11 protein-coding genes are annotated in these 12550 nt (G+C 72.7%); 8 read left to right on the top strand and 3 right to left on the bottom strand.

The annotated features are described in order from the left end of the window. Window positions 1-58: 58 nt before the first annotated feature. The 7 genes from ACFQSB_RS27525 (at window position 59) to ACFQSB_RS27495 (ending at window position 6350) form a co-directional block, all read left to right on the top strand. Window positions 59-868 (top strand): MBL fold metallo-hydrolase, encoded by an 810-nt coding sequence (locus ACFQSB_RS27525; protein ID WP_380829810.1) that lies wholly within the window; start codon window positions 59-61, stop codon window positions 866-868. Between the two features lie 328 nt (window positions 869-1196). Further along, window positions 1197-1760 (top strand): snapalysin family zinc-dependent metalloprotease, encoded by a 564-nt coding sequence (locus ACFQSB_RS27520; protein WP_380829809.1) that lies wholly within the window; start codon window positions 1197-1199, stop codon window positions 1758-1760. Window positions 1761-2002: 242 nt separating this feature from the next. Then, window positions 2003-3130, top strand: coding sequence for a PfkB family carbohydrate kinase (locus ACFQSB_RS27515; RefSeq protein ID WP_380829808.1), 1128 nt, complete (start codon window positions 2003-2005; stop codon window positions 3128-3130). Window positions 3131-3334: 204 nt separating this feature from the next. Further along, the gene (locus ACFQSB_RS27510) at window positions 3335-3985 is read left to right on the top strand and encodes a hypothetical protein (RefSeq protein ID WP_380829807.1); all 651 of its coding nucleotides are present in this window, start codon (window positions 3335-3337) and stop codon (window positions 3983-3985) included. A gap of 69 nt (window positions 3986-4054) precedes the next feature. Beyond that, window positions 4055-4885, top strand: coding sequence for a class I SAM-dependent methyltransferase (locus ACFQSB_RS27505; RefSeq protein ID WP_380829806.1), 831 nt, complete (start codon window positions 4055-4057; stop codon window positions 4883-4885). A 119-nt stretch (window positions 4886-5004) separates the two neighbouring features. Next, a complete protein-coding gene (locus ACFQSB_RS27500; protein ID WP_380829805.1) occupies window positions 5005-5574 on the top strand; it encodes a helix-turn-helix domain-containing protein in 570 nt (189 codons plus the stop codon). Between the two features lie 26 nt (window positions 5575-5600). Then, window positions 5601-6350: a LysE family translocator gene (locus ACFQSB_RS27495; RefSeq protein ID WP_380829804.1), complete on the top strand. Its 750-nt coding sequence runs from the start codon at window positions 5601-5603 to the stop codon at window positions 6348-6350. Window positions 6351-6397: 47 nt separating this feature from the next. Here ACFQSB_RS27495 and ACFQSB_RS27490 read toward each other — a convergent pair whose 3' ends face one another. The 3 genes from ACFQSB_RS27490 to ACFQSB_RS27480 form a co-directional block, all read right to left on the bottom strand. Continuing rightward, a complete protein-coding gene (locus ACFQSB_RS27490; protein WP_354835474.1) occupies window positions 6398-7030 on the bottom strand; it encodes an alpha-ketoglutarate-dependent dioxygenase AlkB in 633 nt (210 codons plus the stop codon). 73 nt (window positions 7031-7103) lie between these two features. Continuing rightward, complete coding sequence (locus ACFQSB_RS27485) at window positions 7104-7835, bottom strand: 4'-phosphopantetheinyl transferase family protein (protein WP_354835472.1); 732 nt, start codon at window positions 7833-7835, stop codon at window positions 7104-7106. 739 nt (window positions 7836-8574) lie between these two features. Further along, window positions 8575-11580 (bottom strand): AfsR/SARP family transcriptional regulator, encoded by a 3006-nt coding sequence (locus ACFQSB_RS27480; RefSeq protein WP_380829803.1) that lies wholly within the window; start codon window positions 11578-11580, stop codon window positions 8575-8577. Between the two features lie 822 nt (window positions 11581-12402). Here ACFQSB_RS27480 and ACFQSB_RS27475 point away from each other — a divergent pair. Beyond that, the coding region (locus ACFQSB_RS27475; protein ID WP_380826384.1) for an S-adenosylmethionine synthetase N-terminal domain-containing protein at window positions 12403-12550 on the top strand (148 nt) is incomplete at its 3' end.

The raw sequence follows: 12550 nt of genomic DNA, 5'->3' as shown, positions 1-12550 counted from the left end.
ATAGAGGTGAGGCCAGGCGGGTGACGCCAGGGTCCACAGGGGAGCGGAAGGAGCCGATATGACGGGGCGCATCGGGGCGGAGCGGCAGGAGTGCGCGGTCACCGTGCTCGGCGGGCCCACGACGGTCATCGACATCGGCGGCCTGCGACTGGTCGCCGACCCCACGTTCGACGACCCGGGGCCGCACGCGTACCTGACCAAGCTCACCGGTCCCGCCGCCTCCGAGGACGAGGTCGGCCCCGTGGACGCGGTGCTGGTCAGCCACGACCTGCACCCGGACAACCTCGACGACCGCGGGCGCGCGTTCGCGCTGGCCGCGCCGGTGCTGCTGACCGGGCCGGCGACCGCCCGGCGGCTCGGGCCGCCGGCCATCGGGCTCGCCCCCTGGACCACCTACGAGCTCCCGCGCGCCGACGGCGGCGGGCACCTGGAGATCCACGCCCTGCCCGCCGTGCACGGCCCGCAGGACGGGGCGCGTGACGAGGACGGCCACGTGAACTGCGAGGTCACCGGCTTCCTGCTGGCCGGCCAAGATCTGCCGACCGTGTACGTCAGCGGTGACAACGCCTCGCTCGGCGTGGTCGCCGAGATCGCCCGGCGGGTGGGGCCGGTCGACGCGGCCGTGCTGTTCATCGGCGGGGCACGGGTGCCGCGGAAGGAACGCGGCCGGCCTCTCACGCTCACCAGCGAGCTTGCCGGCGCGGCCGCGGCCGTGCTGGGAGCGCCGATCGTCATCCCCGCGCACTACGACGGATGGGCGCACTTCAGCGAGGGCCGCGCCGACATCGACCGGGCCTTCGACGACGCTGGGCTGACCACCCTCCTGCGCGGCGGCGAGCACGGCGAATGGATCCCCCTGACCCCCTGACACGGCGCCCTGTCCCCGATCCACGACTCCATGACGGCACCGCCGTGCGAGGCCCGTTCTGTGGTGCGTTCGGGGGACATTCGCGACTGCTTTGTCGTGACGGTTCCGCGTGCCACCCCATGACGCAGACCGGCGGCATCGAGATGTGGCTGTGCGGCGATCCATAACGCGGTGGTAGGGGGGAACTGGCGTATCCCCGGGTGGAGGGCGGCGCGCGTACGTTGGCGGGAGCCTCACCCGAGGACTCCGCAGGTCGCGGGCCGCCGTGCCGGTGATCCCTTCGGCGTGCCTCGCGGTGGCCGTCCCCACCTTGAGGAGACCCGATCACGTGTCACGAATCCTTCGCACCGTCTCGGCTCTGCTGCTCGGCCTGGCCTTCCTCGTCACCGTGTCGCCCGCCCCGGCGGCCTCCGCACAGGCCGGCGCCGCCGTCCGCGTGCTGCGGTACGACGCGACCCGCGCCGCCGAGTTCCGCACCGTCATGGACCAGGCCGCGCAGGTGTGGAACGCCAGTGTGACCAACGTCCGCCTGGTCGCCGGCACCCCCGCCGACTTCGTCGTGCTCGCCGACAACGGCTGGCCGCGCACGCAGATGGCCGGCCTCGGCCGCGGCACGATCTGGATGGGCCGCGAGGCGACCGCGGAGGGGTACTACCCGCTGCGCATCGCCACCCACGAGATGGGGCACATCCTCGGCCTGCCCGACCGCCGCACCGGCCGCTGCAGCGACCTGATGTCCGGCTCCAGCGCCCCGGTGAGCTGCACCAACGCCAACCCGAGCGCCGCGGAGCGCACGGAGGTGAACGCGAACTTCGCCGGCTTCGCCAACCTGGACGGGTTCGACAGGCTGTACGTCGACCGCCCGGACGCCGCCCTGGCTCCGGCGCGGTAGCGGGCCGTCGCGCGCCCGCCTGGAGAGCCGGCGAGTGGTTCCCGGCGGTACGTCGGCCCGCTCGGCCGAGCCGGTCGGTTCAGTGGCGAGGCGGACCGGTCGGCCGAGCCGGTCGGTTCCGGTGGCGAGGCGGACCGGTCGGCTTCGACGGTGCGCCGGTCCGGCCGTTCCACCGAGACCACGGCGGCCGGTCGCCGGGGGAGAGCGCGGCGTGGGTTCGGGGCGTGTGGTTACGTTTGGGCATGACGATGTCGCGGGCGCTGTTCGCCGGGTTGTGCACGCTCGACCTGGTGCAGTCGGTCGAACGGATGCCCTCGCCCAACGAGAAGATCACGGCGCTGGCCCAGGTCGTCGCCGCGGGGGGACCGGCGACCAACGCGGCCGTCGCGTTCTCCCATCTCGGCGGCGAGGCGACGCTGCTCAGCGCGGTGGGCGCGCATCCGCTGGTCACCGGCATCGACGCCGACCTCGCCGAGTACGGCGTGCGCCGCGTGGACGCGACCCCGGCGGCGACCGAGCCGCCGGCCGTTTCCACCATCATGGTGACCCGGGGAAGCGGGGACCGGGCGGTGGTCTCGGTGAACGCCGCCCACCAGCGCGCCGAGCCGCCCTCCGATCTCGCTTCGCTGGTGGCGGCGAGTCAGGCGGTGCACCTGGACGGCCACCACCCGCGCCTGGCCCTCGCCGCGGCGCGGGCCGCGCGCGAGCAGGGCCGCCTCACCGTCCTCGACGCCGGGAGCTGGAAGCCCGGCACGGCCGAACTGCTGCCCTACATCGACGTCGCCGTGGCGTCCGCCGACTTCCACCCGCCCGGCACCCGGACGCCCGAGGAGGCGCTCGCCCACCTGCACGCGGCCGGCGTGCCGTGGACGGCGGTCACCCGCGGCCCGGCCCCGGTGCTGTGGCGAGGCCCGAGGCGGGACGACGGTCCCGACGTGGTGCCAACCGTGTCCCCCCGAACGCCTACGGCGGGACGCGCCACCGCCGAGGCGCCGCCTTTCCCGGGGGACGACCAGGTGGACTCACCTCCGAAAAGCCGCGAGGACCCGTCGATGCCGGGGGAGACGCGGGTCTCGGCGCCTGGCGACTTGGGAGTCTCGGCGCCGGGTGGGACGGAGGTCTCGGCGCCCGGTGAGGCGGGGATGCGGCCTGTTCCGCGGGTCGACGTCGCGGACACTCTCGGCGCGGGGGACGTTCTGCACGGGGCCCTGACCTTCGCGCTGTGCCGGGCGATGCCGGCGGACGGCGGGCCGGCGGGCTTCGCCGGGCGACTCGACGCCGGCGCCTTCATCGCGGCCCTCGACTTCGCCATAGCGATCGCCTCCCGGGCATGCCGCTCTTTCGGCACCCGATCTTGGACGCGCCCTTGATCCCCACGTGCCACGGGCCTGTCAGCGCGCCAGGCCCGTGCACCCCGCTGACCTCCTGCCCGGCCTCCCCGTGGCTGCTGCGGTCGCCGCCGGAGGGGGGAGCCGGGGAGCGGAGCGGCGCCCGAAGGTAAAGGTCCGGCCTGTTCGGGGATCAGGTCGCCCAATGACCCGGCCGGTGAGGGCGCCGTAGGAGAAGGTGTCAGCGTGATACGACGTGCCGGCCTGCTCATCATGCCCGGGCTCGTCCTGGTGTCGGGCTGCGGCACCGGGGTGACGCTGGCCGGGGTGCAGTTCGACGACCTCAGGGAGCAGGGGGTGTCCCCCGACCTGGTGTACCTGGTCGACCTGCCGGGATACGAGCCGGCGAGGCAGTCCGTGAGCGTCTACAACGACGAGGGCTTCCAGACCTACTACATCTCCGGCGAAGGCCGGCAGGTGTGGTTCGGCGTCGACCGCGGTTCCTTCAGTGACGAGATCTGCCGCCACTGGCCCGTCCACACCGACGACCCACCCACCGACGACCCCGACACCAGGCCGTCCGCCGCCACCCCCGCCCCCGCCTCGTCCACACCGTCCGCCGCCTCGTCCACACCGGCCGCCGCCCCCGTCTCGCCCACGCCGACCGCCGGCGACCTGCCCGACGCCGACCTGGCCGGCGTGCGGGTCTCCTGCGACCGGGACGAGGTGGGGTGGTACCGCACCGACGGCGATCGCCACGAGTACGCCGTCGCCGAGGACGGCCACGTGCTGCGCCTGGCCGGGCTGCGCGCCGATGTCAGCCGGCTGGCCTTGAAGGAGGCCATCGCCACCGCCCGCCACGCCGGCTGGTCCACCGGCCCGAAGCCCCCGGGCTAGCGCAACTCCGTCGTGCGGACCCGTGTTGACCTGCGCGGATTCCCTGCCGGTCGGGTCTACGCTGGAGGGATGGGTACCGAGAAGGTCCACCTCACCAAGGAGAAGGAGACCCTCCTCGCCACCCTGTACGGCCGGGCCGTGCACAGCCGCACACCGGACCCGGTCCTGCGCGATCCGCTGGCAGAGCGGGCCGTCGATCGCATCGACTACGACTTCGGCAAGCTGAGGATGCGCTCCACGGACGCGCTGGGCGTGGCCATCCGGGGCAAGACCTTCGACACCCTCACCGCCGGCCGCCTCGCCGTCGATCCGCGGGCGACGGTGGTCCACCTGGCCTGCGGCCTGGACACCCGCGTCCACCGCCTCGACCCGCCGGAGGCCGTCCGGTGGTTCGACGTCGACTACCCCGACATCATCGCCCTGCGCGAACGCCTCTTCCCACCCCGCGAGGGCACCGCGACGACCGGTTACACCATGATCGGCCTGCCCGCGACCGACCCGGGATGGCTGCCGCGCGTGCCCGCCGACCGCCCGGTTCTGGTCGTGGCCGAGGGCCTGATGATGTACCTCACCACCGAGGAGGTCCACGGCCTCCTGCGCCGGATCACCGGCCGGTTCCCCGCCGGCGAGATCGTCTTCGACGCGCTCAGCCACCTCGCCGTGAGGTTCAGCCGCTTCCAGCCCGCCATCCGCGCGACCGGCGCCACCCTGCGCTGGGGCCTGGACGACCCCGCCGAACTCACCGCCGCCGTCCCGGGCCTCCACCTCGCCGAGGAGCTGTTCTTCTCCGACGTCCCGGAGGTGGCCCGTTTCCCCGCGGGGTACCGGGCCGCCCTGGCCGTCATGAACCGCTTCTACTTCCTCAGGAAGGTCGGCCGCATCCTGCGCTACAGCTTCTGAAGGCCGGCGACACGTCGGAACGATGCGCCTGACACATGCGTTCGGTATAGTGAACGCATGGTTCATTATGTGGGCGCGTGGTCGGCCGCGCTTGCGGCGCGTCTCTCCGGGCGGGCGACATGAACGGGGAGCGGCGTCCGGACGGCGGCGGGGCGGCGGTGGCCGTGGGGGAGCAGATCCGGCGGCGGCGCGCGCAGCGCGGCATGTCGGCGGCCGAGCTGGCCCGCCGTGCCGGGCTCAGCAAGGCGACGCTGTCGGGGCTGGAGGCGGGAACCGGCAACCCGACGATCGACACCCTGGACGCCGTCGCCGTCGCCCTGCACATCCCGCTGACCGACCTGCTGGCCCGGGACACCGACTCCGGCCCGGTCCACGTCCCGGCCACCGTCGCCGGCCAGGACGAGCCCACCCGGGAACTGCTGCGCCGGGTCGGCAGCGGGCACAGTCTCGAACTGTGGCGCCTGCGCATGCCGCCGCGCACCGGCCTCGCCGGGGTGCCGCACGCGCCCGGCACCGTCGAGCACCTGCTGATCGCCTCCGGCGCGGTCGCCGCCGGTCCGGGCGACGACGTCCGCGAACTCACCCCCGGCGACCTTCTCGCCTTCGCCGGCGACCGCCCGCACTCCTACCGCACCGGAGAACAGGCCGCCGACATCATCGTCGTCATCGCCTCACCGGTGGTCGGCTGACCCGCACCCTGGAGGATCGTTCACCCATGTCTTGGCTCGCGTTGCTTCCCTTGCTCGGATTCTGGACCCTCGCGGTCATCAGCCCCGGGCCCGATTTCCTGATCACTTTGCGGTACTCGGCCGGCCGGTCGCGGGGGAGCGGCCTGCGCGTGGCCGCGGGTGTGGTCACCGGCATCGCCGTGTGGGCGCTCGCCGCACTCTTCGGGCTGACGGTCGTCGTCGAACGATTCGAGTGGCTGTACACGGCGACGCGCGTCGCGGGTGCGCTGTTCCTCGTCGCGCTCGGGGTGCTGACCATCCGCGCGGCCCGCCGCCCGGCCGCGCGTGCCGTCGGGACCGACCTGACGAACCAGGGCGACCCGGGCGGGCGGACCGGGACGGCCACAGGGGAGATGGCGGCTTCGGAGGGGGAGGCGTCCGGCGACCGGTCGGCGGGCGCGGCCGACGGCGTGACGCCGCCGGTGGAGGCGGGTGGGACGCAGAGCCGGTGGCGCGAGTGGCGGGTCGGGCTGCTGACCAATCTGGCCAACCCCAAGGCCCTCGCCTTCTTCGGCGCGCTTTTCGCGAGCCTGCTGCCGCACGGCGCCTCCATGGCGGTCAGGGCGGGGACACTGGCCACCATGCTCGTCATCGCCTTCACCTGGTTCGGGTGCGTGGCCCTGCTGTCGGCCACCCCGGTGATCGCCAGGAGTTACCGGCGCGCGCGCAGGAAGCTCGACATCGTCACCGGAGCGCTGTTCATCGGCATGGGCTCGCTGCTCATTCCCCGCGGCTGACCAAGGCGTCGCCCGGCCGACGGGAGAGCCGTGAACGGGGGAACGAGTCAGCGGACGCCGCGGGGGCGGAACTGGATGCTGATGCGCGGGCCGGTGGGACGGCTGGTCTTGGGGATGGCGTGCTCCCAGGTGCGCTGGCAGCTGCCGCCCATCACGATGAGGTCGCCGTGGCCGAGGTCGTGGCGCAGCGTCGGCCCTCCACCACCGTGCGGGCGCAGCAGCAGGCTGCGCGGGACGCCCACGGAGATGATCGCGACCATGGTGTCCTCGGTGCCGCCACGCCCGATGCGGTCGCCGTGCCAGGCGACGCTGTCGCGGCCGTCCCGGTAGAAGCACAGCCCGGCCGTGCGGAACGGCTCGCCGAGCTCCTCGCCGTAGTGGGCGTCGAGTGCGCGCCTGGCATCCTCCAGCAGAGGATCGGGCAGCGGCTCGCCCTCCTCGTAGAACTTCAGCAGGCGGGGTACGTCGACGACCCGGTCGTACATGTGGCGCCGCTCGGCCTTCCAGGGCACGACCCGGGCCAGCCGCTCGAACAACGCGTCGGCGCCGGAGACCCAGGCCGGGCGGACGTCGACCCACGCGCCGTGGGCCAGACGGGTGCGCCGGACCGCCGGCCCCAGCGGGCCGAGGCCGGCCTCGTCACCCCAGTCGAGCAGCGAAGCCTGGAACGCGGTGTCCATACCCGCAGTATATGGGACTCTTTCGCACACGTATTCGATAGTCGATCATGCCGGGGGGCCGGAGAGGCGGCGGTCACATCGCGTGCGGCGGTCGTCCCTGGACCGGGGCGCGGTGGACGGCGCCCGGCCGGGGGGAGCCCGCACGGCCCGGAGCCGGCAGCACCACGGCGGTCAGCACGAGCCCGGCGTCGGAGACCCAGCGACCGGAGAAGACCGTGATGCGCAGGCCGCGCACCCGCGGCCCGCCGATCCGCAGCCATGCGGTGAACTCGCCGTTGGCCGGGTCGACGTTGATCAGGATGTCCTGGAAGTCGAGCCACCGCTTGGCCAGCGGGAACCACGCCTTGAACACCGACTCCTTCGCGCTGAAGAGCATGCGGTCCCACTGCACGCGGGGATGCCGGGCGGTGAGCTTGGCCAGGCTCTCACGCTCCTCGGGCAGGGAGATGGCCTCCAGCACGCCCGGCACGAGCGGCTCGTTGGGCTCGGCGTCGATGCCGATGGCCGTGACCTTGGAGGCGGCCGCGACGACGGCCCCGCGGTAGCCGGCGCAGTGGGTGATGCTGCCGACCACGCCCGTGGGCCACTGGGGCTCCCCGCGCAGCCCGGGCAGCACCGGGCCCGGACGCACGCCGAGTTTGCGCAGCGCGTCATGGGCGCACACCCGCGCCGTGCTGAACTCCTGCCGCCGACGGTCGTCGGCGTGCACGACCACCTGCTCCTCTTCGGGGAAGAGCATCGGGTCGGGTGGATCGGTGAACACGTCGACGGCCGCGACGAAGTCGGGCAGGATTGACTTGATCATGATCCCTCGAGGTGCGGCAGGGGGCTGAGGGCGAGCGGGCTCGCGCCGAAAGGTATGGGGAAGACCGGCCAAGGCGAGCCGCCGTCGCGCGAGCGTCCGCCGGTCCGCGGCCGGGATGGCGGGACGGCGGCGTTTCGTTCCCGAAAGGAAACGGCGAAATCGGAAACGCCGGCCCCCGGGGACCTTTCGTACCTCACTCGCATGGCGATCACGTTCCAAGCGTATCGACGCCGCCGTTCCACGAGGCGTCAACGCCAATCTTTCTCGGGACGGCCGGACGCCGGGCTAGGGCCGGGCACGGGGTACTAAGGGTGCGCGCGGGGACGCCCGGGGAAAAGACCGGCGTGGCGCCGGCCGGAGGTCGCGGCCGCTCGGCAACGCTCGCACGGCGGGATTTCTCGCGTATTCGCGGCCGGCGGGCACCGCCTGGCACGCTCTTATTCGGCCGCCGCCGCCGACAATAGCTGTTTGCGAGATGCGGCGGCGCGCATTCCGGCGTCCAATGCGCGAAAGGACGAGATTGCACACCGGGCGCACATTGCCGTCGCGGCACTTGTTTCCCGGTGACGCCGTCCGGCACCCGCGACGCCTCCTGGCCCCGCGCGGCGACCGGCGGCCCGGCCGCGACCGTCCTTGGACCACGACCGGCCTCGGACCACGACCGGTCTTCGGGTCTTGACCGCGGGACGCCTCTCGCGGGGAGCGCGAGTCGGCCGGTCCGCTCCGGCGTCCAGGCGGGTCAGCCTACCAGTTCGCCCGTCTCTCCCATGCGCTCCGCGGGCGCGAGCATGCCCCGCGCCTCCTCCAGCAACCTCACAGCCCGCTCCTCGAAGGTCGGTGTGCTGATCGACCTGAAGATGTCCAGCGCCCGCTCACACAGCGCGACGGCCCGTTCGCCGTCGTGGCGGGCGATCGCCACCTCGCCGAGCGCGAGCAGCGAACGGCCCTCGGCCAGCAGGTCGCCCGTGCTCACGGCCAGCCGCACCGACTCGTGCAGTGCGTCCTCCGCCGCCGCGGCCTCGCCCTGCCGCAGCCGGGCGACGCCGAGCCCGTTGAGAATGTAGGTCTCCCCGGAGGTGTCGCCGAGCTCGCGCACCATGGTCAGCGCCGTCTCGAAGACCTCGACGGCCTTGTCGGGCTCGTGCGATGCCAGATGGGCATGACCCATCCGGTGGAGCACCTGGGCCTCCACCCTCCTGCTGCCGCCCTGGCGGCTGAGGTCCAGCGCCTGATCCAGCAGCTCGCCGGCGCTCTCGCCCCCCGCGGAATCGCCGCTCTCCATCCGCACCTGGGCCATGTTGTGCAGCACGTACGCGGCGGCCACCTGGTCGCCGGTGCCGGTGAAGATCTCCAGCGCCTGCCGGGCGCGCGCCATCGCCTGCTCGAACCGGCCGCCCACGCGGTCCAGCAGGCTCATGACCTGCAGTACCAGAGCGGTGCCCGTGTCGTCGCCGACCTCGGCGAACAGGCGCAGCGCCTTCTCGTAGTCCAGCGACGCCTCCGCCAGGCGCCTCTCGGTGAGCTTCAGAGTGCCCTGGGAGTACAGCATCGCGGCCTGGCCTCGGACGTCGCCGGCCTGCAGGGTGGCCGCGAGGGCGATGGCGTGGGTCTCGCGCCAGTCGTCGAGGTACATCCGCGACTCGAACAGGGTGACCGCGCTGACCGCCAGGTCCCACGTCAGGTCGATGAAGCCCGCGTGCGCGGCCTGGCGGATGCCGGAGACCAGCAGCGTGCGCTCGGCTTCGTACCAGGCGAACGGATCGGCGACCAGCGCGCCGGTCAGCTTGTCCGGCAGGGCCCACCGTTCGGCGTCGCTGTGGATCTGGACGTAGTCGCCGCCGTAGGCGCGGCGGTGGGCGGCCTCGGCCAGGAACAGCAGGCCGCCGAGCGCCCGTCCCAGCGCGGCCTTGCGCTCGGCGGAGGTCTCCTCCGCCGCCAGGCACTCGCGGGCGTACACGCGCACCAGGTCGTGGAAGCGGTAGGCGCTGTAGGGGCCGTGCCCGCCGGTCGCCTCGATGAGCTGGGCGTCGGCCAGCTCGTCGAACAGTTCCTCGGCGTCGAAGAAAGGCACGTCCATCAGCGCCGCGCCGGTCCAGACGGAGAAGACCCCGCTGTCGAGGATCGCCAGCCGGCGGAACAGCCGCCTGGCCTGCTCGCCGACCGACTCGTAGGTCAGCGAGAGGCTCGCGCGGATGCCCATGTCGCCGTGGTTGAGCTCGTCGAGCCGGCGTGTCTCGTCCGCCAGGCGGCCCACGAGCTGCTCGATGCGCCAGTGGGGACGGGCGGCCAGGCGGGCGCCGGCGATGCGCAGCGCCAGCGGCAGGTGCCCGCACAGCTCCGCCAGCGCCCTGGCCGACTCGATCTCCGACCGGACCCGCTCGGCGCCGGCGATGCGCTCGAGCATCTCGATGGACTGGTCGGTGTCGAAGACGCCGATGTCGACGTGGAGCGCCCCGGCCAGCCCGGCGAGGCGGCTGCGGCTGCTGATGATCACCGCGGAGGTGCGGGTGCCGGGCAGGAGCGGCAGGACCTGGCTCTCGCCGGACGCGTCGTCCAGCACCACCAGGGTCCTGCGGTCGGCCAGGAGCGCGCGGTACATCTCGGCGCGCTCCTCCAGGCTCTCGGGCATCGCGCTGCCGGGGACGCCGAGCGCGCGCAGGAACCGTTCGAGCACGTGCATCGGGCTGACCTGCCGGGAACCGCCGCCGTGCAGGTCGGCGAACAGCCGGCCGTCGGGGTAGCGGCCGGCCACGGTGTGCGCGGCGTGCACCGCGACGGTGGTCTTGCCGATGCCGCCCTTGCCGGCGACGATGATGATCGGCACGGCGAACCGGGTGGGGTCCTCCTCGGCGATCGCCAGTTCGCGTTCGATCGCGTCGATCTGCTTCCTGCGCCCGGTGAAGTCGGCGATCGCGCTCGGCAGCAGGAAGGGCACCGCGGTCACCGACGGCGCCCGCGGCGCCTCGGCGGAGATGACGGCGGCCTTGCCCGGCGGGTCCAGGCTCGAATCGGCGGTGAGGATGGCGTGTTCCAGGCGCTGGAGCTGCTCGTTGGGCTCGATGCCCAGCTCCTCGATCATGGTCTGGCGGGCCAGCCGGTAGACCTGCAGGGCCTCGGCCCGGCGGTCGGCGCGGTACAGGGCCAGCATGAGCTGGCCGCGCAGGCGCTCGCGGAGCGGGTAGCGGTCGACGAGCTGGGTGAGCTCGCCGATCAGCTGCTCGTGCCGGCCGAGGTCGAGCTCGAGCTGCAGGCAGTCCTCGTTGGTCGTCATCCGCTCTTCGGTCAGCCGGCTCGCCGCCGACTGCACCGGCCTGCTCTCGATGCCGTCGAGGGCCTCCTCGCTGCGCCACAGCGCCAGCGCCTCGCGGTAGGCCAGCACCGCCTGGTCGGCGTCGCCGGCGTCCCTGGCGCGCCGGGCCCGCAGGGTCAGCGCCTCGAAGCGCTGGGCGTCCAGGCGGCCTTCGTCGACGCGGATCATGTAACCGCGCGACTGGGTGGTGATGAGGTCCGCGCCTCCGTACGCGGCGAAGAGCCGGCGCAACGAGGAGATGCAGATCTGGACCTGCGAGCGCGCGGTGGGCGGCAGGGCGATGCCGTAGATGGCCTCGGCGAGCCGGTCGACCGTGACGACGCGGTTGGGGTCGAGCAGGAGGTTGGCCAGAGTGATGCGCTGCCGCGTCCCCCCCACGTCCAGCCGCTCGGTGCCCTCGACCACCTCCAGCGGCCCCAGGATTCGGAACTCCACCTGTGACTCCTTGCAAGAGAACCCGCGGGACCACCCGAAGTCTTCGCGCTCTCCCAGTATCGGACACACCGCTCAGGTGACGCGGCTTTTCGGGCTTGAGTGGATCGAATGCCCGGACATGCGGCGGAGCCTCGCGGCGCCGATCGCCCCCTCGCCGACCTTGACCACTTGTCTTCGCATGGTACAACTCGGTGCGCACGACAACTAGGGCATATTCCGGACGCCGAAAGGCCGCCTGTGCATCCGGTTATCGACCGGAGAATATCCTGGCCAGGGGTCGGCGGGGAGCACGGCGCACGGGGCGGGACGGCGCGGCGCCCGCCGCCGCCGACGGCCCGCGCGGCGTGCGACGGGGCCGGTGGCGGTAATAGGGTGAACGGCGGGAAACGCGTGGGGTATCCCCGCGCGCGCGGGCTGCGAGCCCCTTGGAAAAGCATCGCCGGGGTGTCCTCGATAACGCGGCTATCGGCGGCCCGGACGGTAGGGGTCGCACTGGGGTTTCAGCGGGGTCGGGCTCCGGTCTAGCATCGAATCAATCGAGCTTGCAAGGATTTTTAACCGCATGAAGAGGTGATGTCCCTGGTCGCTGGTTTCCTTCGCGGTAAGTCCCCACGCGGGCAAGGGCCATCGCGCGAGCGCCATTCGCACGATGGCCCTTGCTTTTCTCAGGCGAATATCGCCATCGGCTCACCATCGCCACGACGGCGGCCACTCTCCAGCCCGTGATCTTTGTCGGCATGGCCGTCCGCAGTCGTTTCTAACCGAGCTTGAGCACAGGACGCGAGAATTCGGATCTCGCGCCAAGATTCCCGAGGAGTGAAGATGTCCCGCCGCCTGTTCACCTCCGAGTCGGTCACCGAGGGTCACCCGGACAAGATCGCCGACCAGATCAGCGACGCCATCCTCGACGCCATGCTCAAGGGCGATCCGACGAGCCGGGTCGCGGTCGAGACGATGATCACGACTGGTC

Origin of the sequence: Sphaerisporangium rhizosphaerae (assembly GCF_042665155.1) — a bacterium.
Taxonomy (GTDB): Bacteria; Actinomycetota; Actinomycetes; order Streptosporangiales; family Streptosporangiaceae; genus Sphaerisporangium; species Sphaerisporangium rhizosphaerae.
This window is presented reverse-complemented; position numbering and strand designations above follow the sequence as displayed.

Bases quoted from the DNA above. Each gene is read 5' to 3' on its own strand.
- ACFQSB_RS27525 (WP_380829810.1), top strand. From the start codon at position 59: ATGACGGGGCGCATCGGGGCGGAGCGGCAGGAGTGCGCGGTCACCGTG.
- ACFQSB_RS27515 (WP_380829808.1), top strand. From the start codon at position 2,003: ATGACGATGTCGCGGGCGCTGTTCGCCGGGTTGTGCACGCTCGACCTG.
- ACFQSB_RS27505 (WP_380829806.1), top strand. From the start codon at position 4,055: ATGGGTACCGAGAAGGTCCACCTCACCAAGGAGAAGGAGACCCTCCTC.
- ACFQSB_RS27500 (WP_380829805.1), top strand. From the start codon at position 5,005: ATGAACGGGGAGCGGCGTCCGGACGGCGGCGGGGCGGCGGTGGCCGTG.
- ACFQSB_RS27495 (WP_380829804.1), top strand. From the start codon at position 5,601: ATGTCTTGGCTCGCGTTGCTTCCCTTGCTCGGATTCTGGACCCTCGCG.
- ACFQSB_RS27490 (WP_354835474.1), bottom strand. From the start codon at position 7,030: ATGGACACCGCGTTCCAGGCTTCGCTGCTCGACTGGGGTGACGAGGCC.
- ACFQSB_RS27485 (WP_354835472.1), bottom strand. From the start codon at position 7,835: ATGATCAAGTCAATCCTGCCCGACTTCGTCGCGGCCGTCGACGTGTTC.